Origin of the sequence: Chitinophaga ginsengisegetis (assembly GCF_900168065.1) — a bacterium.
Taxonomy (GTDB): domain Bacteria; phylum Bacteroidota; class Bacteroidia; order Chitinophagales; family Chitinophagaceae; genus Chitinophaga; species Chitinophaga ginsengisegetis.
Genome location: NZ_FUZZ01000001.1, coordinates 1,593,257 through 1,613,921, shown reverse-complemented (window position 1 = coordinate 1,613,921; position 20,665 = coordinate 1,593,257). Strand labels below are relative to the sequence as shown.

The following is a 20,665-nucleotide window of genomic DNA, read 5'->3' as shown; positions in this document are numbered from 1 at the left end:
ATTAAAATCGTTTTCATTTGTTAAAAAGAACCGCTCCTAACATTAACAAGCGCCTCTATTGGAACTTCCGGAAAAGGTGTATCTTTGCGCACTTTCCCATTCCATTCCCATTTTTATAAGTGATTAATAATCAGTAGGATGTTATTTTATGGCATCAAAGAAATCCCTGATTTCAGGCGATTTAATGCCCTTTAGTCCGGATAAGTTAACCAAGACAGGAAATATTTAACAAAATCCCTTTTTCTACTAACTGAAATAAAAGCAAGTATTTAATATTTAATTGTATATACATTATGGATCAGCTTAAACTGAAGTTGCAGGAGTACTATCAGCGTTACCAGCAAATGGACCAACGGGTGAAGCCTGGAAAGGAGGAGCCTGGTTTTGAGGACGTGCTGGACATGGAAAACGATATTCTTTCACAATTTGGATTGCCTACATCCCGGCGCTTTGTGCAGATACTGCATGATTTCGTGCATCATGGCCATGTGAGTGACCAGTTGCTGGACTATGTAAGTAAAAAATTACGCACGGCCGCACGTAAGTATCTATTGGCGCCTGTTATGTCCGACATTGACCTGCTTGAAAGCGCCCGCGAACAAAAACGCAGTGCTTACGATGTGTTGCCCGAGCTGGGATACCCCGCACAGGAATATGCCCTATTCCTCATTGGAGAGCTTTTTTACCGCCGCAATATGGCCGCCGGGGATATCCTCGACGAATTGAAGAAAATGCAGCATTTCGACAGCTGGAACGACCTGATGCTGCTCAGTAAAATACATAACCATACCACCCACGAACTGTACACCAAACTGAAGAAACATGAACTGCGCTTTATCGACGAGTTCATTCAGTTTACCCGCCGCCAGGAACCGTCCAGGCTGGTGAATAAACGTGCTACACCACTGGAAGATGGTTATACACCCAACTATAAAACCATTACCAAAGTACAGGTGGAAGATATCATCTTTGATGAACAAACCACTCCCAGCCTGTTTGGTAAAATAAAAAGCGGCAGGGGATACGCCCGCATCACTATCAGCCTGGAATTTTCAGAGCTAAACCAGATCCTGATGAGCAGCGATGAACTGGGTGTTGAAATCAGCAATCATATTAAAAAACGCCTGGCTAATCCAGCTGCGGAGAAACCAACGGTAATTGATATACGCGCTGAATTCGGCGATGTGTTGAAACTGGACAACTGCTATCTGGAAGTATATAAACCCCAGCACAGGGAAGGAAATAAATGGGTGGAAGATAAAGATCACTTCTACTTTGTAGATAAAATTCTTACAAAAAAAGAATTTGAAAAAAGAACCAAAGAAGCAGAAGTAAAACGTAAAATACAGGAATGCCTGGAACTGATCGGCGGCTCTTATGTATATTACCAACGCCTTCGCCGTTTAGGTATTACCGACGAGGAAGCCAAACTGCGCGCAGGTTTACAGGATGAGTTGTTGTTTAAGTTATCGTACTTTCTTAACAAGGTAAAGGAATAGCATTTAAATAATTCAGGAGAAGGGGAGATGGAAGCTGCTGATGCTTTCATCTCCCCTTTCCCATTTTCAGAAACTCCCCGGAATTATTTATGTTTACGTAAAAAGAAATGGAAGAACTAACTCTCGGCGTTGGCTCCCGGGTGCAGCACGCACATTTTGGTCAGGGCGTTATTGTGGCTGTTAAATATGCCCAATACCGTGTTACATTTATGGATCATGGTATTAAGATGATTGATAAAACAGACCCGTTGTTTGAAGTACTGGTGGCAGAAAATGTAACCCCGGAAGTGGAAACCGCTTCAGATGTGGAAACGTCGTTGCTGAAGATCCTGCGCCTCTGGGGAGGTATTACGGAAGTAGTGCCGCTGGGCGACCGCTGGAAAGGTGGTACCCTTATTCTTCAACCCGGCGATACCACGCTGAAAGCGAAAGAGCTGCCCATCGATACCTTCTTCCATAAAATAGTGATGCTGCGCGACCGCCTCCGCGTATTGGAGCAAAACATCAACAGCCACAAAGTACTCACCGATGAAGAAAAGGTGAACATGCAGCAGTACATTACCCGCATCTATGGGTCGCTCACTACTTTCAATGTATTATTCAGGGATAAGGAACACTGGTTTACCGGCGAAAAAAGCGGTAATGATTAATGGGCTTCTATATGATAGATCTGTTCCAGTTCCCACCGGTAAGTTTCCGGTAAATGATGAATGAAGATATTTTTTCCGTCGAACGGAAACTTTTCATCGTAACCGTTCACGGGATGTAAGATCACTGGTGTGCCTGCCGGCGTATAATTGTGACTGGCCACGAAATCCGGTTGCTGATACTCCGGCAGTATTTTTTTTACCCGCTTGTAGGCGAAGTTGCCCAATACCCGCTGCATACGCCTGGAAGCCCTTTTGGAAGGACGGTCCAGCCGGCCGTACATATAATTCAACGCACCCCGCACCGGCCATTTCTGCTTTTTTAATGCGCCTTTGATATCAGTAAACGGATTCACGGTATTGAAGTCGCGCGTTGTTTGCAAAGAGAAGGGTGTTTCCGGTACCCAGTCGCGTGCATTCACTACACGCAGTCCCCAGCCATCGCGGCAAATAAAATCGAAGTCGTATGCATAATAGAGGTTACCCGGCTTAGGCGCTGCACTGGCATATGTTTTAAAAACAATGTCCTTCGGCAAACCGGGCGCATATTGAAAATAGGAACGCATTAAAAAAGAAATGGCGCCTCCCTGGCTATGTCCGAAAATGATAAATTCGTGTATGCCTTGATGATAGTACTCATTGATCTTTTGTATCATTTCCGGTCCCATAGCTGCCACCGCCAGCATCCACCCGGCATGTACATACGCCCTGGAATCTTCTGCCACTTTATAGGGTACGGTGGTGCTGTCGTTTAATTTTACGACGCCCTGTGCCGGGACCATACCGGCATAGAAATTCTCCAGCCAGGAAGCAGCTGTGCCATTGGTACCACGGATGGAGATGATGCCTACATTGTCTTTTCTTTTCCAGAGATCCCAGCGGTTTACCAATCCTGTTTCCGGGGAACGGTATACCAGCTCACAATCAACGGGCGGACTGCTTTTTACTTTGGTCCACGGGGTGTCCCTGGAGCGTTCCGCCAACTTCAGCAACTCACCGTATTCGGCGGCATTGAAATTGGGTGACAGGTGCTGCGCAAAACAATTACTTCTTACGGAAAATAAAATTAGAAAAGAGAGCAGAGAAATACGAAACCCCATAGAAAATAACAAATTATGAATGACCAATTACAAATGAATAGTAACAAAAGCGCTGCACTTTAAGATAAAATAAAACAATTGAAATGCTTTCATTGTTCTAAATCCGTTTAACTTTCAGGCCTAAATTACTTTAAATATGGCAAAGAGAATTGAGCACGATTTCCTGGGAGAAAAAGAAATACCGCAGGATGTATACTATGGTATTCAAACCCTTCGTGCAATAGAAAACTTTCATATTACCGGTATTCCACTCAAAGTGGAACCCATGTTTGTGCAGGCCCTGGGCTATGTGAAGAAAGGCGCTGCTATGGCCAACCGCGACCTCGGCGTGCTCGATAAAAATATTGCAGAATACATCATCAAAGCATCCGACCGCGTGATTGCCGGCGAATTTGATGACCAGTTCCTCAGCGATCTGATACAGGGCGGTGCAGGTACTTCTGTAAACATGAATGCCAACGAAGTAATTGCCAATGTAGCGCTTGAAATGATGGGCAAAGAAAAAGGGCAGTATGAATTCTGTCACCCCAATAATCATGTGAACTGCTCACAATCCACCAACGACGCATATCCTACGGCCTTCCGCATTGCACTGATCAATAAACTTACCGGCTACAAATTAACCCTGGGTGAACTGGGAGAGGCTTTCCAGGCAAAAGGAGAGGAGTTTAAAAACGTACTGAAAATGGGCCGTACCCAGTTGCAGGATGCAGTACCCATGAGCATGGGCGATGAGTTCAAGGCTTTCGCTACCAACATCAATGAAGAATTATCCAGGGTGGAAGACAGCAAACGTCTCATCTCTGAAATCAATATGGGGGCTACCGCTATAGGCACCGGCGTAAATGCGCCCAAAGGATATTCAGACCTGGTAACCAAGCACCTGGCGGCTATTACCGGCCTGGATCTCGTGCTGGCGGCAGATCTTATTGAAGCCACCGTGGATACCGGCGCGTATGTACAATTATCCGGTGTGCTGAAACGTACGGCGGTAAAGATCTCTAAAATATGTAACGACCTGAGGCTGCTTTCTTCCGGACCACGGACAGGGCTGAACGAAATTAACCTCCCGCCCATGCAGCCTGGATCGTCTATCATGCCGGGAAAAGTAAACCCGGTAATCCCGGAAGTGGTGAACCAAACTGCTTTCTATGTAATTGGCGCCGACCTTATGGTAACAATGGCGGCGGAAGCAGGTCAGCTGCAACTGAATGTAATGGAGCCTACCATTGCTTTCGCGCTGTTCACCGCTATCACCTATATGAATAACGCATGCAGAGCACTGAAAGATAAATGTGTGGCAGGCATCACTGCCAATGCCGACCGTACCAGGGACATGGTGATGCAAAGTATCGGTATTGTAACACAGCTCAACCCGATCATCGGTTATGAGAAATGTTCCGCTATTGCAAGAGAAGCATTGGAAACGGGTAAGTCGGTGCACGACCTCGCCGTAAAAGAAAAGAAATGGGTGACGCAGGAAAAGTGGGATGAAATTTTCACTTTTGATAACCTTATCAGACCCCAGTTTATACAATAAAACCAACGCGGCTGTTATCTTTTCCCGGTTCGTTTAACCCGGGAAAAGATAACAGCCGCACGGCTAAAACTCCTGTTCCAGTCGGCCTACACTGCCATCTTCACCTATACCTTCCACGACTAAACGAAAACGCTTAGTGAAATCATTGTTGTAGAATTCCACCCTGGCGGTGTGCGTCAGCGTGTCTATGGCTACGTTCGGATTCCAGTAAAGCGTGAGGCGTTTATCAGGTAATGCGTGTACTTCTTTTTTCACGGAGTAGTCCGGTGAATAGAATTGCTTCACGATCTGGTAGCCTGCTTTTTTATACAGTTTAAAGCCCCTGATACTTGGATCATTTTTAGGTGAATTATCGCCGCCTTTTTTGGTGTATACCGCAATAGCGCCATTGGCGCCGCCGAAGCCACCCATAAACGGAGGACGGAATACTTTGATGAGCGCAATATCCTGGATGGAGAGGGTGCTCAGCATACTCACATCCGACTGCATTTCATTGAGATATAATCCCGGTGCACCACCGCGCCAGGAAAGTGTTGGATTGTTATAATCGCCTGTAATCTGCAGCCCTGCTACTTTGGATTGCAGGTACTGGAATACGTTGAGTGCAATGGGTGTTTCTTTTGTTAAATCGAAAGAGTAGCCATCACCACCGGAGAACATACCGGAAGCGTAACGTTTTTCCGTGGTTTCTTCCGGCTTCACTTTTTTCGCATTTACGTTTACTTCCTGCAGGTACACCGTTTTATTATTGATGGAGCGGTTTACCTTGTTGCCTTCCGCCGCATTGGCGAGGAATTGTTTCAGTGCATTATTATCAACCGCAGGCGGTATGCGCAGCGGGTAAGGAATCTTAATTTGTGTAGGACGTTCAAAGAAGTGATTATCGAATTTCACGTTTACATCCACGCCTTTTTTCACCAGGTCGTTGCCCTGGTAGTAGATGTAAGCGGTATCCGGGAATACCATGTTGGCCATCTCAAACTGTCCTTTATCGTTGATGGGAGTAGAGGCAAACATGGAGGAGCTGTCTATCGGGAGACGGATGATCATATCCAGTTTACCGGTAGGCATCGGGCGGCCATTGAGCATGGTGGCTACTCCTTTCATGAGTAATCCCTGTTCGTATGGGAACCTCACTTCGGGGAATTCGTTATTGATGATTTTTTCCCAGCTGAAACGTCTCCAACCGTTGGTCATCATCACCAGGTCCAGGCCTTTCAGGGTAGAGTCGGCATCATTACGGAAATACCACGATGGATTGTAGATATAACCTTTGATATCGGAGGTGAGCAGGAAAGTAGAGATGATATTATTGGAATTTTTATCTACCGGTACCGCGTCTGCATCTGTAATAGCTACAGAGATATTTGTTTGCATGGTATCGGGTAATCTCAGTTCAAAGGCATTCTTTGTTCTGGGCTCCTTATGGGTATCTGCGTCCAGTACATCTATCTGCATCAGGTCATTTTTGCGGACGAAAGCAAGGCGTTCTGCCAGCGGCATGCCTGATTTAGCAAAAAGCGTGATCTGGATAATACCTGATGGAAGATGATCGGCGGGGATAAATCCGCTGATGCGGCCTTCCCCGATATCCAGGTTGGCTTTGTACACCAGCTGGCTACCCATCTGGGCAATGATCACAAGATCGTTGATGGAGGTATCGGTTACGTTGCCGGGTACAGCCTGGTAAAAGATACGGCTGCCCTTATTGAATACTTTCAGGGAGGCGCCGGCAGCTACTGCTGCGGGGAGGGGCACCGTTTTGGTTTGTCCTTTATTGTTTTTTACCGTTGCCTGGAAGATATCCTGTGCATTGGCGGGGGTGATCTCGAAAGATCCCATACCATCGTGCAGGGTTTTGATCACTGCGCTGTTAGCGCCTTTCGCGTCTTTTACGGCGCCGGATACTTCTACCGGGTAACCATTGTTATCGATGGCTTTAAAGGCTACCACGTTAGGCTGACCCACAATCAGGTTACCGCCTTCAGGGAAAAACTGTACAGCAAAATCCGGTGTGGTGGCGCTATCGGCTTCCGGTTGTGTTTTTTTGGAAGGATCAAAGATTTCTATGGTCCGGGTATAACTGAATGCGGGATCAAAGTTGAGCATCCAGGCGGTATAAGCCCTTAGCTGGTATACGCCTGCTTTCTGCGTTTCCGGCAGATCGAAGTTACCGGGTGCGCCGGCGTTGCCAACGGCAAATAGTTTCTTTTGTACAATGTTATTGTTTTTATCCAGCAGCTCCACATACAGGTTGGTGGCGGTGGTGGCAGGCATGCCCTGCAGGGTGAGATAGGCTTTGAACCAGATGGTTTCACCGGCTGCGTAGTAGTCCTTATCAAGATGCAGATATACTTTTTCGGCCGGGTAACGGTTGCCGAAGGTTTGTAATGCCTTTATAATGCGGTCGGACCAGTCAGTAGGGCGCGTTTGTACAGCCAATGCACTCATTACGCCGCCTAACATAACGGCTGGTATTATCCATTTCAGATGTTGTCGCTTTTTCTTCAGGTTCGATTGCATGCAATATAGTTTGAGCGGGTATAATATATGTCAAAAATATAAACTTTGGAAGATTTAATCAGTAAGATTACGGCAGGTTTGTTATTATTGCGTGTTCAACCTACGGTTTTAACAAGATTTTAATGAGTTCAGGAAAGAAACGTTTAGTGATAGCTGGTGGCGGTGCTGCCGGTTTTTTTTGTGCGGTAAATGCGGCCCGCCTATGCCCGCAACTGGAAGTAGTATTGCTGGAAAAAACAGGCAAGCTGTTATCGAAGGTAAAGGTGAGTGGCGGCGGGAGGTGCAATGTAACCCACAATGCGCCTGACATTACGTATATGGCTAAACGCTATCCCCGCGGCCAGAACTTTGTAAAGAAATCGTTTTCCCGGTTCTTTGTGCCCGATACCATCTCCTGGTTTGGGGAAAGAGGGGTAGCGCTGAAGGCGGAAGACGATGGCCGGATGTTCCCGGTAACAGATAACTCCCAAACGATCATCGACTGCCTCCTGCGGGAAGCTGATAAATATCATCTTAACATCCGCACCAATACAGAAGTAACTTCCTTTAAAAAGGGCAGCGACGGGCGCTGGGAGCTGCAATTGCAGCAAGGCCCTGCGCTTACCGCCGACTATTTATGTATTGCTGCCGGAGGCTACGCGCAGGCGGGTAAATTTGCCTGGCTGGAACAAACGGGTCATAGTATTGTGCCACCGGCGCCATCCCTGTTTACCTTTAATATGCCGGGCAACCCCGTTACGGGCCTGATGGGAGTAGCCACCAATGCGCAGGTGAAAGTGGCCGGTACCAAACTGCAGGAACAAGGCCCTTTGCTGATCACCCACTGGGGCATGAGCGGTCCGGCTGTATTGCGGTTGTCGGCCTGGGGCGCCCGGGAACTGCAGCAACTGCAATATACTTTTACCGCTATCGTTAACTGGATTCCTTCCTACAATGAAAATACCCTGCGGGAACACTGGCAGGACCTGCGTTTTGAATTAGGAAAGCAGAAGATATATAATAAAAACCCTTTCAGCTTACCACAGCGTTTATGGCAATTCCTGCTGCAACAGGTAGGTATTTCTGAAGAGATGAGATGGGCGGATGTTCCGGCGAAAGACCAGAACCGTTTAATGAAGCTGCTGGTAAGCATGGAATTCCCGGTGAAAGGTAAAACTACCTTTAAAGAGGAATTTGTTACCTGCGGCGGTATTACGCTCAGTGAAATAGACCCGGCCACCATGGAAAGCCGGCTGGTACCCAACCTGTTCTTCGCCGGTGAGGTAATGGATGTAGATGGCATTACCGGCGGCTTCAACTTCCAGCACGCATGGACAAGCGGCTTTGTGGCCGCCAGCGCCATTGCGCAGCGGATGACAACATCCGCATCATAGTTTAAGATAATGCACTCCCGGCTCGTATTCTTTTTCCAGCGCCAGCAGCAGGTGGTCGAAATCTTCCGGCTGCCGGAGGAAATCCACTTTGGTAGTATCTATCATCAGTGTGCGCACGGGATGTTGCTTGATATACTGCATGTACATATCATGCACATTCAGGAGGTATTCGTCGGGTATTTGCTGCTCGTAGGAGCGGTTGCGGTGACGGATATTTTCCTGCAGCTTTGTAACCGGCGCATTCAGGAAGATGAGCAGCTCCGGCTGCACCAGCTGCGGATTGATGATATCGAAAAGTTTCTGGTAAAGGGAATATTCTTCTTCCGGTAAATTAATCTTTGCAAACAACAGGCTTTTAATGAAGAGGTAATCGGAAATGATCACATCGCTGAAAAGGTCCTGCGACTGCAGCATTTCCTTGAGTTGTTTATACCGTTCTGCCATAAAAAACAGTTCCAGCGGAAAAGCGTATTGCTGCGGGCGTTCATAAAAAAGAGGGAGAAATGGATTGTCTGCAAATTCTTCCAATATCAGTTTTGCAGAGAAATGGGTAGCGAGCATGTTGGCCAGCGTAGTTTTGCCGGCGCCAATATTTCCTTCTACCGTAATAAATCTATAGTGCATGAAAATGGGTTTAAAATTAATCCAGGTAACGGTTTGCAGGTAATGTATCCGGACAGCTGGCTGCCAGCTCCCTCACGGTTTTATGCAGCACGGGGTGCATATAGTCCGGGATAATTTCCATTAAAGGCACCAGCACAAATTGCCGGAGATGCATCCGCGGATGCGGTACTTTCAGATCCGGCAGGGAATGAATGCTGTCGTTGAAAAAGATCAGGTCGATATCAATTACCCTCGATCCCCATTTCTCCTGGCGGATACGGCCGATCTTTCTTTCTATCTCCAAAAGTGTATGCAATAACGTTAGTGCATCCAATGATGTGCGGATCTCCACTCCCTGGTTCAGGTAGTCCGGTTGATCCACGGCTCCCCAGGGAGCGGTCTGGTATAAGGCTGAGGTTTGTACCACCTCTCCGGCTGTTTCAGCAATCAATTGTACCGCCTTTTGCAGGTTCCCGGTACGATCACCTAAATTGCCACCTATAAGTAATATTGCTGTATTCATGTATATTTCAGGACTCAAAAGTAGCCATATTCCTTATTTTTGAAAAAATGTATCTTTCTATCTCAGTTTCATCTTAACAAAAAAGTATGCGTTTCTTTAAAGTTTTCCTGGCCTCATTCCTTGCATTCATAGCATTTACGGCAATATGCTTCTTTATATTGCTGATAATGATAGGTAGGGCTATTACCCCTGAAAAGGTAACAATTTCCCCCAATAGCGTACTGGTGCTCGAAACGGGGCAGTCGTACAACGAGCAGAATGTAGTTAACCCACTCGCCAAACTGATAAACAACGAATCAGCAGAACCCCCTGGGTTGTATCAGCTGGTAAGATTGATAGAGAATGCCGCCAGTGATGACAACATCAAAGGCATTTATCTGAAAGTAAACGGTAACCCCAACGGCTTTGCCAGTACAGAGGAGTTGCGCAATGCGCTCCTCCGTTTCCGGAAGTCCAAAAAATTTGTATACGCATATGGAGAAGTGATGGACCAGAACGCCTATTACCTGGCCAGCGCGGCAGACAAAGTTTACCTGAACCCAAAAGGTGGAGTCGATTTTACCGGTTTTGCCAGCCAGGTGATGTTCCTGAAGGGAACCCTGGATAAACTGGAAATCAAACCGGAAATTTTTTACTGCGGAAAATTCAAAAGCGCTACAGAGCCACTGCGTGAAACACAGATGACAGAGGCCAACCGTATACAAACCACCCAGTTCCTGGGAGAGCTGTATGGCACCTTCCTGAAAGGAATAGGCACTGCGCGTAATATTGATACAGCTACTTTACATGGCTATGCCAATGAGAATCTTATCCAGGAACCGGCCGATGCACTGAAATATAAGCTGGTAGATGGTTTGAAGTATGATGATGAAGTAGTGGCAGAACTGAAAAGCAAAACGGGCATTAAACAGGATGAGGAAGTAAGCCTGGTGACCCTCGGAAAATATAACAGCGGTACTGACCTTTCTTCCGGCAGTGGCGAAGGACGGATAGCGCTGATCTATGCGGAGGGCGATATCATAGGCGGAGAATCAGACCGGGATAAAACCATTGCGAGCGAGGATTATATCCGTGAAATCCGCAAAGCCCGTGAAGATAAAAATATAAAGGCAATCGTGTTCCGGGTGAATTCCGGTGGCGGTAGCGCACTGGCATCTGAAGTGATCTGGCGCGAATTGTCGCTGGCAAAGAAAGTGAAACCGATAGTGGTGTCTATGGGCGACTACGCAGCATCCGGCGGTTACTACATTTCCTGTATGGCTGATAGCATTTTTGCAGAACCTAATACCTTAACCGGTTCTATCGGCGTATTTGGTGTGATGTTTAATATGCAGGACTTCTTCAAAAATAAAGTGGGTGTTACCTTCGACGGCGTTAAAACTGCTCCTTATGCAGATCTTGGTTCTATGGGCCGTCCGCTTACCGAAGCAGAGAAGCGCTTTATCCAGAATGGTGTTGACAGTACCTATGCTTCTTTCAAATCACGGGTGGTAGCCGGCAGGAAGCTGAACCCCGCTATCGTGGACAGTATTGCCCAGGGGCACGTATGGAGTGGCCTGCAGGCAAAGGAACTGGGATTGGTAGACCGTATCGGTGGTATCAACGAAGCGCTGGCCTGTGCCGCAAAACTGGCTAAACTGTCGGAGTACCGCTTACGCGAATATCCGGAGTCAAAAATCTCGATCAGCAGGCTGGTACAAACCTTTAGCGGCAACATGCGCGCGCAGATGGTAAAGCAGGAACTGGGCGCCAACTACGAAATTTACCAGCAGGTAAAGGACGTACAGCAGTTGCATGGCGATATCCAGGCAAGAATGCCGTTTAAATATAATTTCTAAGCGTATTTTGTCTTTCTCAGGATTATGCTGATTACTTTGATTTTACTTTTTGGATTTTATAAATTTTAAAAGATTAGGGGAGATATAAGCGAATCCGCTTATATCTCCCCTAATCTTTTAAAATCAAAAGTGATCAAATCCCTAAATCAGCATAATCACAGTTAATCGGGAGAAAGACAACCTCCGCTGCATTTTTTACTAAAAGCTGGAAAAACGTTGTAGTTTTACCGCCGGTTTTTAAAATAGCAGAATCAGATGAATGGAGCTAAGTACAGTCAGTTGAGGGCCATGCTGGCCATTACGAAAGGAAGTTTAAGAGGTATTTTCCGTAGTCCTTCCGCAGTAGTGTTCAGTTTGGGTTTTCCGCTGGTATTTATCCTGGTGTTTGGGTTTATTGGTAAAAGTACTGTTTCCGTTAAAGTGGGAGTGGACCGGCGGACTGATATTACCAGCAGGTATTACCAGGAATTGTCGCATGCCGGTACGCTGAAACTGGTCGCCGATCAGCCCGAAGCGGAAATGGAAGATGATCTGAAGAAAGGCCGCCTGGTGGCCATTCTGAACATTGTGCCAAAAGAGGGGGCTGATCATGTAACTGCTTATGATATTAATATCCGGACCTCTACCGCCTCCGATGCCGCAAAAAAAGTAACCCTGTTATCGGTGCTGAAAAGCATCGCCGGCAAACTGGATGATGAAACGTATAAACGCCCTACGGTAGCCACTTTTACACAAACAGAGGTACCGGGGCGTGAATTTAAGACCATCGACTTTATTTTACCTGGTCAGCTGGGCTTTGCCCTGATGAGTGCCGCTGTTTTTGGTACGGCCTTCCTGTTTTATAATATGCGCCAAACGCTGGTACTCAAGCGTTTCTTTGCCACGCCCATCAAACGCACTTATATTGTACTGGCAGAAGCGCTGAGCCGGATGATCTTCCAGCTCATCAGCTCCGTGGTGATTATTGCGCTGGGGCATTTTGCCTTTGGTTTTACGCTGGTACATGGCTTTGCCACCTTCCTGGAAATGCTGGTATTATCCGTATTCGGGCTGCTGGTATTTATGGGTTTTGGTTTTGTGGTGAGCAGCCTGGCAAAAAACGAAAGTACTATTCCGCCGCTGGCCAATATTGTTACCCTGCCGCAATTCCTGCTGGCGGGCACCTTTTTCCCGATAGATTCCTTCCCGGGCTGGCTGCAGCCGATCTGTAAGATCATGCCGCTCACTTACCTGATAGACGCCCTTAGAAAAGTGGCTTTTGAAGGGCTGCATCTCTGGCATGTTGGCTGGGATATTGCCATCCTTACTTTATGGGGTGTTGTCGTATATGCGGTAGCCGTGAAAGTATTCAAGTGGGAATAAGGCGATTTCGTTAGCTTTGTGATACCTAAATCCAGTCACATGCAAGCCTTTTTCATTATCCTGGGTGCGTTCATTGTCCTTGTGCTGGGGCTTTTCATTTTCAGTTTATTCCTGTCTTCTGCCATCAAGGTAGAGCGTTCGCTGGTAATAACGGCTGCGCCGGGAGATATTTTCCCGCTGGTGAACGTAGCCCGTAACTGGGAGCTATGGTCGCCCTGGAAAGAACAGGACCCCAACGTTAAAATTACTTACGGGGAAAAGGAAAGTGGCGTGGGCGCCGGTTATAGCTGGGAAAGCCGCAACCGGAACGTAGGGAAGGGGCATATGACCATCACGGAATCCAAACCCGATCAGCAGGTGGCCACCCACATCGATTTTATGGGTATGGGCGTTACCAAAGGCTATTTCAGGCTGGATCCTGTAAATGGCGGCACCCTGGTTACCTGGGGAATGGTGTGCGATATGGGGCAACACCCCATCCGGAAAGTGATGGGGCTGATGATGGACAAATGGGTAGGAAAGGACTTTGAAAAAGGACTGGCAAACATAAAGCGGCTCCTTAAAGGATAATATATTTTTTCTATGCGGTTTATTAAGTTGTTACTGATCAGTGTGATCATTTTAGGCGTGGTGATTTTCGGGCTGTCGCTGGCATTTCCTTCTACAGCAGTGGTAGAGCGTACAGGTGTTATCCGGGCGCCTGTTGATACGGTATATGCACATATCAGTAACCTGAAAGCCTGGGATGCCTGGAACCCCTGGACCCGCCCCGATACTACCGCCACCCTGGTATACTCCGATCCGCCGTCCGGACCCGGCGCCTGGTACAGCTGGGATGGAAAACTCAACAGCGGTAAGGTAACGGTACTGGACAGCGATCCGGCCAAAGGAATTCATTACCTGCTCGATATTAAAAGCGTGCGTCCTGTAAACGGAGGCATAGAATTGAAGCCAACGCCGGATGGCAAAGCCACCGCCATTTTCTGGCATATGGAAATTAAACTGGGCATGCTGCCGTGGTGGAAATTAAGGGGATTTGTAGCCGACAGAGTATACGGCCCGGCCATGAACGACGGATTGACGAAGCTGAGCCGGATCTGTGAAGGAAAATAATATGGAGTTATTTTACCATTGATCCAATAGTTTTGTTTACGATGGTTTTTATGATTTAAATTGTTGTCGTATCTCAACAACTTCTTACAGAAAAAACTAAAAAAATGAAACATTTCTTTTTGGCAACCTTATTTCTGGCCTTTACCAGCCTCGTTTTTGCTCAGGAGAAGGCACGTAAAAGCCCCCACGTTACAGTAGAAGCCAACGGTATTAAAGTAGTATACGGCCAGCCCTCCAAGAAAGGCCGCGAAATTTTTGGCAAACTGGAACCTTTTGGTAAAGTATGGCGCACCGGTGCTGATGAAGCCACCCTGATCACTTTCAGCAAAGACGTGGTATTTGGCGGCAAACCTGTAAAAGCAGGTACTTACACTTTCTTCTCTATTCCTGATCCTAAAACCTGGACCGTTATCCTGAATGGTAAACTGGGTCAATGGGGCGCTTATGATTACGACAAGAACAAAGGCGAAGACGTAGTATCCGTGAAAGTACCACGCGAAAAACTGTCTACACCAGCAGAAAAACTCACCTTCACTTTACCCGGTAATGCCGTGGTATTTGAATGGGATGACACTAAAGTATCTGTACCGGTTAAATAATATTACCGGGAAAAATATCAGGGCACAGACACCGCGTCTGTGCCCTTTTTTATGATAAGGTAGCCACCAGTTCCCGGATACTGTTGTACACTTCCTCCAATTGTTCGTTGGTGATGCAGTAGGGCGGCAGTATATAAAGGGTATTGCCCAGCGGGCGCAGCATCACTCTTTTGGCCCGGAAGAAGCGGTGCAGTTCATCCGCCAACGCATTCGTGTAACCGTCGGCGTTAGCCGTTACTATTTCAAACGCCAGGATGGTACCCAGCAATCTTGGGTTTTTTATAACGGTATAAGTAAACAACTCTTTCAGAAAGGCTGCATGCTTTTCGTGTATGCGTTCCCGGTTGGCGGCGCAGGCGGGATCCGTAAAGAGGTCCAGGCTGGCCAATGCGGCCGTGCAGGCCAGCGGGTTGGCGGTGAAAGAATGCCCGTGGAATAATGTTTTCAACTTATCTGTGGAAAGAAAGGCTTCATATATCGCTGCAGTGCTGGTAGTTACGCCCAGCGCCATTGTGCCGCCGGTAAGCCCTTTGGAAAGACAAACAATATCCGGTGGCGTTTGCAGGTATTCCATCGCAAAATTTTTACCGGTTCTGCCAAAGCCGGTCATCACTTCATCTGCAATCAGCAGTATATTTTTAGCGGCGCAAAACTGCAGCAGCTGTTCAAAGGCGGCCGCATCATACATCACCATGCCACCGGAGCCCTGGAGCAGCGGTTCAAAAACAAAGGCGGCAATATCTTCCGGTTGCAGTGCAATGATGTTGTTTATTATTTGGGAGATGTTTTCCGCAGTGGGCACTTCAATGAACTGAACATCAAACAGGCGGTCATCAAAAACGCGGGTGAACACACTTCTGCCACTCACGCTCATGGCGCCGAAAGTATCACCGTGATAGGCGTTGTGAAAAGCCAGGATCTTATGTTTGGGTGTGCCTTTGTTATCCCAGTACTGGATCGCCATTTTCAGGGCTACTTCTATGGCAGTAGAGCCATTGTCTGAATAAAAAACGCGGCGTTGATTGGCGGGAAGCAGCGGTAGTAATCGCTCCGCAAGATGAACCGCCGGCGGATGGGTGTACCCGGCAAAAATGCAGTGTTCCAGTTGCAGCGCCTGGGCGGCCAGCTGCTGCGCAATATGCGGATGCGCGTGACCATGAATATTCACCCACCAGCTGGAGGTGGCATCTATATAGCTGTTATTGTTTTCGTCGAAAAGCAAAGCCCCCTCACCGCGTACAATGCCTATTGGTGCAGGCGCGGTTTGCATTTGGGTGTAAGGGTGCCAGATCACGTCCAGATCACGGGCCGACAAAGAAGATGTTTGCATAATTGCTGGCTGTTGGTGCAGGCGCGAAGGTACTATAAAAGGAGGTTATGTTTTCCGGTGCCGCTCCAGTATCTCCAGCAGATCCTCTGCTGCGTAAGGTTTGGGCAGCATGTCTTTTACATGCAAACGGGCCAGTCGTTCGGTTACTTCCGGCATAATGTCGGCCGTTAATACAATGATAAAAGCATCCGGCTGTAGCTGTTGAATGTGCGGAATCGTTTCGTAGCCATTCATCTCCGGCATATGCAGATCGAGTATAATACCGTCAAAAGATTGCTGCTGTATTTTTTGTAGCGCCAGTTTGCCATTACTGGCTGTTTCAATCTGTGCGCCTGAATTTTTCAGCTGCAATTCAAGGATACGGATATTGATGGAATTATCTTCTACTACGAGTAGCTTCATATTTTTCAGATAACCTTCCCGGTGTTTATTTTTCTTGTGCATAGGACCGCGCGCTGTTTCAGGTATTGTAAAGCTGATATCAAAACGGAAGGTGGTACCTTCATTTTTTTTACTTTCCAGGATGATGTTGCTGTTGTGGAGCGCCACCAGTTTTTTGGTGATGGCGAGTCCAAGCCCTGTGCCGCCATGATGGCGGGTAGTGGCTGAATCTTCCTGTACAAACGTATCAAATATTTTAGCCTGCATTTCAGGGACAATGCCCACGCCGGTATCTTTTACGGCAAAGCAAAGGGTACAGGCGCCGGCGGAGGCATTTCTCCGGCGTACATCCAGTGTAACTGATCCCGCGCTGGTAAATTTGATGGCGTTGTTCAACAGGTTATTGAGTACCTGCGATAATCTTACCGGATCGCCCTTCAGGGTGGCCGGCAAATGATCAAGCCGGGAAATCAGTTCAATGCCCTTGCCGGCCGCCATTGGCTGGTAGTTACGCATAAGGCCCGTGAGCAGGGCTTCCGGATCAAACGGAATATTTTCCAGTTCAATTTTCCCTGCCTCCATTTTGCTGAAGTCGAGGATATCATTGATCAGTCCAAGCAGGTGGTGGGCAGAGAATTCCAGGCTGCGCACCACTTCCGCCTGTTCTGCTGCCGGGTTTTCCCCCAGGATACCGGCGATGCCGATAATGGCATTGAGGGGCGTACGGATTTCGTGGCTCATTACGGATAAGAAATCACTTCTCGACTGCGCAGCTTTCTGTGCGTTGTCCCGGGCAGTGGTGAGCGCCAGTTCTGTATCTTTCTTATCAGTAATATCCATGATAATGCCCCTGAAGTGCGTAAGTTGCCCCTGGTTGTCAAATACCGCCCTGCCAATGGTACGCATCCAGGTGAGTTTGCCTTTGGCAGAAAGGTGCCGCAGTTCCAGGTCGAACGGCTTCTTATGTTGGATCAGCGCTTCCCTGGCGGCAATGAAAACGGACCGGTCGTCCGGATGATAAAACTCAACGGACGAATGAAAGGTGAGGGGGTAGTCGTGCGGTACCTCTCTCAGTTCATACACTTCGCGGGTCCAGTAGGTTTCGCCGGTGGCTACATTGAATTCCCATCCCCCCATTTTACCCATCTGCTGGCAAATACCAAGCAGCTGGTTACTCCGGTGGAGTTCAGATTGTGCCTGCAGGTAGCTGTTGTTCTTTTTTTCAATTTCCGAGATATTCCGGATCATCAGCAGGATGCGCCGTGGGGCGGGCGACTTATCTTTGATGAGCCGCAACTTCAGCTGGTACCAGTTTTGCAGCCCCTGCCTGATATCCGGGTACACAAATTCCTGGTTTTCTCCTGTTTCCAGCAATTTATCTGTCAGCCGGTCGAAAGTGCCGGCATGTTCGCCCAGTGCTTCCTTAATGGTTTTGCCGATCACTTCTTCCCTGGGCCGGAACAACAGGCTGTCGTTGCTGCACCATATCCCGGTGAAGATCTTCTGGTCATTCATCTCAAATAAAATATCATCCAGGGTAAGCATCAGCAAATCCCACTCTGATTTTAACCGGATAAAATCGGTTTGCAGCTGTCTGGTTTCCCTTTCCCGGAGGGCGTGAAAATGAAGATGCCCTAAAATTTGCAACAGTGGTTGCAGGAAAGTAACGGTATCTGCAGAGTAGCCGCTGGTGTTGCCTGCCAGTCCTATTATGGCCAGCACCTGCTGCTGGCAGGCAACCGGTAACCCGATAAATGCGGGCGTGCTATCTCCTGCCGGCACTATCAGCGGTTGCCCGTTGGAGGCCACCTCCTGCAGGGCAGGCGTGAAGTTCCAGCTGTGTTCCGGCGCATGATTAATGATCGTAATGGTATGCAGTTGTGAAGGCGTATCGCTTTTCTTCAATTCTCCCACAAAACCGTAAGTGCTGCCTGTGAGTTCCATCAGTTGTCCTAACAGTTGCTGAACGGCATTAACGGGATGTTCCTGCGCTGTATAATCTGCAGGAATACTACCAATGATGTCCAGTAACTTTTGTTGACGCAGCGCTGCAGTAGCCAGCATGAGCGATGTTGGTTTTAATATTCAGGATTAAAAAAAAAGGCCAGATTATGAATACCGGTGTGGTTACATCGTTAAGATAATACCGTGGAAATAAATTTAGGGAATTAACCGGAGAAACGAACAAGGAATTATTATCACCAGCGGAGGGAACGTTTTTTAGTCGTTCTCTCCGCTGATGGATGTGTTATTTTGCCATACCGCCGTTCTTAAACAGGGAATAGGCAGTTTGATAGGTGGCAATACTGTTTTTCAGGAGCGTGCTGTCCATCGCCGTAGCGCGTTGTTCATTGCGTTCTTTGTTCCAGCTGAAGCATTGCGCTTTTTGCTGCGGACTCAGGATGAGCAGTTTACCCGGCTCCAGGTAGCCCAGCTTTTGATAGGTGCTTACCATTGCGCGGGGCTGGTACCCGGGCTCCAGCACGTTTTTGCCATAAAACTTACTGTTGTAAGTCCAGTGCAGCATACCCAGCAGGGTTGGGTAAATATCTATCTGGGAGCACATGGTGCTGATTTCCTGCGGCGCTGCACCCGGAACATTGTACAGGATACAGGGGATATGATATTTACTGATTTCTATTTCATTTTTACCGGCGCTGCTGGCGCAGTGGTCGGCTACAAAAATGATCACGGTGTTTTTAAACCAGGGTTTGGTGCGGATCTTTTTCAGGAACTGCCCGATGGCGTAGTCGGTATACTTTACAGCGCCTTCGCGGCTGCTGCCGGAAGGGATGTCTATTTTGCCGGAAGGATAGGTGAATGGCCGGTGGTTGGAGGTGGTCATCACAAAATCGTAGAACGGTTTCCCGGCAGCATATTTCTGATCGGCGCTTTTAATAGCGGCGGCATAAATATCCTCATCGCATACGCCCCACGCATTTTCGAACTGTACGGCGCTGTCCGGGATGTTGGTGCGGGTGGTGGTGATATGATCATCCACCAGTTTATGACGGAGCCGGTCGGTGATATCATAGCCATTATTCCCAAAGTATTTGTTCATGTTATCGAAGTAGCCATCGCCGCCATAAAAGAACGTACTCTCATAGCCTTGCTGCTCAAACAACTGCCCCACAGAAAAGAGATTTTCATTCTTTTTCCGGCGAACAATGCTTTGTCCGGGTGTGGGCGGTACCGCCAGTGTCAGCGCTTCCATACCTCTTACGGTGCGGGTGCCGGTAGCGTACATGTTGGTGAACAGGATGCCTTCTTTGGCGATACTGTCCAGTACCGGGGTGATATGCCCGGTGTTGCCAAAGCGGTCCATGAAATCAGCGCTGAAGCTTTCAATGGTGACCATAATCACGTTGGGCGTAACACGTGTAGCCGTATCCGTTATACTCCTGTAAATAGTGTTACCGGCGGCCAGGTAATGGCTGTCGGGCGATTGTAACAGGGTACGCAGGCGGCTGAAGGCGCTGTTATCATCTTCCAGCAAATAATATTTATCATACGCCAGCTCATTGTTCAGGTAGGCAGATATAAACGAATACACACCCGCTTTGGATAACTCCTGCGCATACCGGTTTTTGCTTTTTTCTGCCCAGGTATTATTGATCAGGAAAATATGAAGGAACATCAGGCCGGCCAGGACTGCAAAGATGAGCAGCCGTTTCCCGAACGGCGTGTTCGACTGGAAACTGTTCCGGAAAACTCCCCTGCGCGCCAAAGCCCAGGTAATAAGGGCGGTGAATAATAATACGCCGCCAATCAGTAATGGCAATGGGTACGACTGGTTTATATTACTGATTACTTCATACGTGTAAATGAGGTAGTCTACCGCAATAAAATCAAACCGGCCGGAATATTCTCCCCAGAAGGTAAACTCCGCAAAAAAGGAAAATACGAGGATCACCATGGCCAGGAAGAAACCGGTGTAGGTGAATACCCGGTTAAACAGGGTGTTGTTGAGCCGTTGTGGCAGCAGCAACAGGTAAAGCGCGTAAGCGATGGTAAAGAATAAGGCTACCCCGGCATCGTAAATAAGACCTTTGCCATAAATAGCCGGTAAATGGGACAGGCGCAGCCCGGATTGTGGGAAAGCCCATACCAGTAAGACAGTTCTAACGAGGAACGACAGGATCAGGAGTACGGCGCCAAAGCCCAGGAGCACCGAATACCTGTTTTTTACAAATTTCATGGTGTATAGAATAGAAAATTAAGACCGCGAAGGTAC

16 protein-coding genes are annotated in these 20,665 nt (G+C 47.8%); 9 read left to right on the top strand and 7 right to left on the bottom strand.

Translation table 11 applies throughout. The annotated features are described in order from the left end of the window. Positions 1-293: 293 nt before the first annotated feature. Positions 294-1,499, top strand: a complete 1,206-nt coding sequence (locus tag B5Z18_RS06365; protein WP_079468539.1) for a hypothetical protein — start codon at positions 294-296, stop codon at positions 1,497-1,499. A 107-nt stretch (positions 1,500-1,606) separates the two neighbouring features. Next, positions 1,607-2,149: a hypothetical protein gene (locus B5Z18_RS06360; protein ID WP_079468538.1), complete on the top strand. Its 543-nt coding sequence runs from the start codon at positions 1,607-1,609 to the stop codon at positions 2,147-2,149. Here B5Z18_RS06360 and B5Z18_RS06355 read toward each other — a convergent pair. Continuing rightward, entirely contained in the window at positions 2,146-3,246 is a 1,101-nt protein-coding gene (locus tag B5Z18_RS06355; protein ID WP_079468537.1) for a lipase family protein, read from the bottom strand. The genes B5Z18_RS06360 and B5Z18_RS06355 overlap by 4 nt on opposite strands. Before the next feature lie 136 nt (positions 3,247-3,382). On the opposite strand from B5Z18_RS06355, the gene aspA reads away from it, so the two are divergent. After that, positions 3,383-4,786 (top strand): aspartate ammonia-lyase, encoded by a 1,404-nt coding sequence (gene aspA / locus B5Z18_RS06350; protein ID WP_079468536.1) that lies wholly within the window; start codon positions 3,383-3,385, stop codon positions 4,784-4,786. A 63-nt stretch (positions 4,787-4,849) separates the two neighbouring features. Here aspA and B5Z18_RS06345 read toward each other — a convergent pair whose 3' ends face one another. After that, positions 4,850-7,309 (bottom strand): MG2 domain-containing protein, encoded by a 2,460-nt coding sequence (locus tag B5Z18_RS06345; RefSeq protein WP_079468535.1) that lies wholly within the window; start codon positions 7,307-7,309, stop codon positions 4,850-4,852. 122 nt (positions 7,310-7,431) lie between these two features. On the opposite strand from B5Z18_RS06345, the gene B5Z18_RS06340 reads away from it, so the two are divergent. Further along, on the top strand, positions 7,432-8,682 hold the full coding sequence (locus B5Z18_RS06340; RefSeq protein WP_079468534.1) for a BaiN/RdsA family NAD(P)/FAD-dependent oxidoreductase: 1,251 nt from the start codon (positions 7,432-7,434) through the stop codon (positions 8,680-8,682). Here the strand turns inward: B5Z18_RS06340 and B5Z18_RS06335 are convergent. Together B5Z18_RS06335 and folK are read right to left on the bottom strand one after the other, a co-directional pair. Beyond that, positions 8,677-9,306 carry a deoxynucleoside kinase gene (locus B5Z18_RS06335; protein WP_079468533.1) on the bottom strand — a complete coding sequence of 210 codons (630 nt, stop codon included), beginning with the start codon at positions 9,304-9,306 and terminating at the stop codon, positions 8,677-8,679. The genes B5Z18_RS06340 and B5Z18_RS06335 overlap by 6 nt on opposite strands. Positions 9,307-9,322: 16 nt before the next feature. Beyond that, a complete protein-coding gene (gene folK, locus B5Z18_RS06330; RefSeq protein WP_079468532.1) occupies positions 9,323-9,808 on the bottom strand; it encodes a 2-amino-4-hydroxy-6-hydroxymethyldihydropteridine diphosphokinase in 486 nt (161 codons plus the stop codon). An 86-nt stretch (positions 9,809-9,894) separates the two neighbouring features. Here folK and sppA point away from each other — a divergent pair, with 86 nt between their 5' ends. The 5 genes from sppA to B5Z18_RS06305 all read left to right on the top strand — a co-directional run bounded on the left by sppA (position 9,895) and on the right by B5Z18_RS06305 (position 14,720). Continuing rightward, positions 9,895-11,646, top strand: coding sequence for a signal peptide peptidase SppA (sppA, locus tag B5Z18_RS06325; RefSeq protein ID WP_079468531.1), 1,752 nt, complete (start codon positions 9,895-9,897; stop codon positions 11,644-11,646). Positions 11,647-11,901: 255 nt separating this feature from the next. Then, the gene (locus tag B5Z18_RS06320) at positions 11,902-13,008 is read left to right on the top strand and encodes an ABC transporter permease (protein ID WP_079468530.1); all 1,107 of its coding nucleotides are present in this window, start codon (positions 11,902-11,904) and stop codon (positions 13,006-13,008) included. A gap of 39 nt (positions 13,009-13,047) precedes the next feature. Continuing rightward, entirely contained in the window at positions 13,048-13,578 is a 531-nt protein-coding gene (locus B5Z18_RS06315) for an SRPBCC family protein (protein WP_079468529.1), read from the top strand. A 12-nt stretch (positions 13,579-13,590) separates the two neighbouring features. Then, positions 13,591-14,121, top strand: a complete 531-nt coding sequence (locus B5Z18_RS06310; protein ID WP_079468528.1) for an SRPBCC family protein — start codon at positions 13,591-13,593, stop codon at positions 14,119-14,121. A gap of 104 nt (positions 14,122-14,225) precedes the next feature. Next, positions 14,226-14,720, top strand: a complete 495-nt coding sequence (locus B5Z18_RS06305; RefSeq protein ID WP_079468527.1) for a DUF2911 domain-containing protein — start codon at positions 14,226-14,228, stop codon at positions 14,718-14,720. A 49-nt stretch (positions 14,721-14,769) separates the two neighbouring features. On the opposite strand, the gene bioA is transcribed toward B5Z18_RS06305, so the two are convergent. The 3 genes from bioA to B5Z18_RS06290 form a co-directional block, all read right to left on the bottom strand. Then, positions 14,770-16,050, bottom strand: a complete 1,281-nt coding sequence (bioA, locus tag B5Z18_RS06300) for an adenosylmethionine--8-amino-7-oxononanoate transaminase (RefSeq protein WP_079468526.1) — start codon at positions 16,048-16,050, stop codon at positions 14,770-14,772. Between the two features lie 45 nt (positions 16,051-16,095). Continuing rightward, positions 16,096-18,495 carry an ATP-binding protein gene (locus B5Z18_RS06295; RefSeq protein WP_079468525.1) on the bottom strand — a complete coding sequence of 800 codons (2,400 nt, stop codon included), beginning with the start codon at positions 18,493-18,495 and terminating at the stop codon, positions 16,096-16,098. A gap of 184 nt (positions 18,496-18,679) precedes the next feature. Beyond that, on the bottom strand, positions 18,680-20,629 hold the full coding sequence (locus B5Z18_RS06290) for an LTA synthase family protein (RefSeq protein WP_079468524.1): 1,950 nt from the start codon (positions 20,627-20,629) through the stop codon (positions 18,680-18,682). Positions 20,630-20,665: the final 36 nt, after the last annotated feature.

What these genes read in the sequence shown, in the direction of transcription:
- sppA (WP_079468531.1), top strand. Translation starts at nt 9,895, where the DNA reads ATGCGTTTCTTTAAAGTTTTCCTGGCCTCATTCCTTGCATTCATAGCA.
- B5Z18_RS06365 (WP_079468539.1), top strand. Translation starts at nt 294, where the DNA reads ATGGATCAGCTTAAACTGAAGTTGCAGGAGTACTATCAGCGTTACCAG.
- bioA (WP_079468526.1), bottom strand. Translation starts at nt 16,050, where the DNA reads ATGCAAACATCTTCTTTGTCGGCCCGTGATCTGGACGTGATCTGGCAC.
- aspA (WP_079468536.1), top strand. Translation starts at nt 3,383, where the DNA reads ATGGCAAAGAGAATTGAGCACGATTTCCTGGGAGAAAAAGAAATACCG.
- B5Z18_RS06290 (WP_079468524.1), bottom strand. Translation starts at nt 20,629, where the DNA reads ATGAAATTTGTAAAAAACAGGTATTCGGTGCTCCTGGGCTTTGGCGCC.
- B5Z18_RS06305 (WP_079468527.1), top strand. Translation starts at nt 14,226, where the DNA reads ATGAAACATTTCTTTTTGGCAACCTTATTTCTGGCCTTTACCAGCCTC.
- B5Z18_RS06345 (WP_079468535.1), bottom strand. Translation starts at nt 7,309, where the DNA reads ATGCAATCGAACCTGAAGAAAAAGCGACAACATCTGAAATGGATAATA.
- folK (WP_079468532.1), bottom strand. Translation starts at nt 9,808, where the DNA reads ATGAATACAGCAATATTACTTATAGGTGGCAATTTAGGTGATCGTACC.
- B5Z18_RS06295 (WP_079468525.1), bottom strand. Translation starts at nt 18,495, where the DNA reads ATGCTGGCTACTGCAGCGCTGCGTCAACAAAAGTTACTGGACATCATT.
- B5Z18_RS06355 (WP_079468537.1), bottom strand. Translation starts at nt 3,246, where the DNA reads ATGGGGTTTCGTATTTCTCTGCTCTCTTTTCTAATTTTATTTTCCGTA.
- B5Z18_RS06340 (WP_079468534.1), top strand. Translation starts at nt 7,432, where the DNA reads ATGAGTTCAGGAAAGAAACGTTTAGTGATAGCTGGTGGCGGTGCTGCC.
- B5Z18_RS06310 (WP_079468528.1), top strand. Translation starts at nt 13,591, where the DNA reads ATGCGGTTTATTAAGTTGTTACTGATCAGTGTGATCATTTTAGGCGTG.
- B5Z18_RS06360 (WP_079468538.1), top strand. Translation starts at nt 1,607, where the DNA reads ATGGAAGAACTAACTCTCGGCGTTGGCTCCCGGGTGCAGCACGCACAT.
- B5Z18_RS06315 (WP_079468529.1), top strand. Translation starts at nt 13,048, where the DNA reads ATGCAAGCCTTTTTCATTATCCTGGGTGCGTTCATTGTCCTTGTGCTG.
- B5Z18_RS06335 (WP_079468533.1), bottom strand. Translation starts at nt 9,306, where the DNA reads ATGCACTATAGATTTATTACGGTAGAAGGAAATATTGGCGCCGGCAAA.
- B5Z18_RS06320 (WP_079468530.1), top strand. Translation starts at nt 11,902, where the DNA reads ATGAATGGAGCTAAGTACAGTCAGTTGAGGGCCATGCTGGCCATTACG.